Source organism: Brumimicrobium mesophilum (genome assembly GCF_003025005.1).
Taxonomy (GTDB): Bacteria; Bacteroidota; Bacteroidia; order Flavobacteriales_D; family Crocinitomicaceae; genus Brumimicrobium; species Brumimicrobium mesophilum.
Genome location: NZ_PVSS01000057.1, coordinates 1 through 953 on the forward strand (window position 1 = coordinate 1; position 953 = coordinate 953).

The 953-nt window shown below is 38.4% G+C and carries 1 protein-coding gene; it reads left to right on the plus strand.

Annotated elements, in window-relative coordinates; all coding sequences use genetic code 11:
• Nucleotides 1-953: Ig-like domain-containing protein (locus tag C6368_RS17020; RefSeq protein WP_199851671.1), on the plus strand; the 953-nt coding region annotated here is incomplete at both ends.

Here is a 953-nt window from a genome sequence, read left to right on the forward strand (position 1 = left end):
CTACATTTTAAATGTGAATGGATGTACTGATACGGCAACAACGGTTGTTACAATTTCAGCAACACCACAAGCACCAGCGATTGCATCATCAGATGTAGAGCTTTGTGCAGGTGGTACATTTAGCTTAAGTACGTCAACAGTTGCAAGCAGTTATTCATGGACAGGACCAAACGGATTTAGTTCAACAAGTCAGTATCCACAGGCGATTATTGCTTCAGGTTTAACGGCAGGTATTTATAACTTAACGGTAACAGATAATGGATGTGTGAGTGAGGTTGCTTCAATAGAAATTGATGTGAATCCACTACCATCACAACCGACAATTACTGGACCAACGAGTATCTGTTTTGGAGAGCCAATTGTACTTACTACAAGTTCAACATGCGCGTCATTCAAATGGATTGGACCTGGAGGAGCAAGTGTAACAACTTTAGCTAATCCATTACTTACAACAGGAGTAAATACAACAACAATTCCTTCAACTGATCCAGCTTATGCAGCAGGTGATTGGAGTGTAGTTTGTATTTCGGCTGATGGTTGTGAATCTCAATTGTCTAACCCAATAAATATTACGATTAACGCTATCCCAGTTGCTCTAGCAAGTAATGATGGACCGATTTGTAATGACGGAACAGTTACTTTAACAGGAAACACAGCTGCAGGAGCAACCTATGAATGGTATAATGATAACTATACAACATTGTTGTCAACGAATGCAGTACATTCAATTAACAATTTGAGTGTTGGAACCTATACATATAATTATGTTTTAACTGTTAATGGATGTTCAGATACTGCAACTACAGTTGTAAATGTGTCTGCTACTTTACCTGCTCCAACAATTGCATCAACAGATGTTGAACTTTGTGAAGGTGGTACATTTAGTTTAAGCACTTCAACAGTTGCGAATAGTTATTTATGGAATGGACCAAACGGATTTAGTTCTACGAATC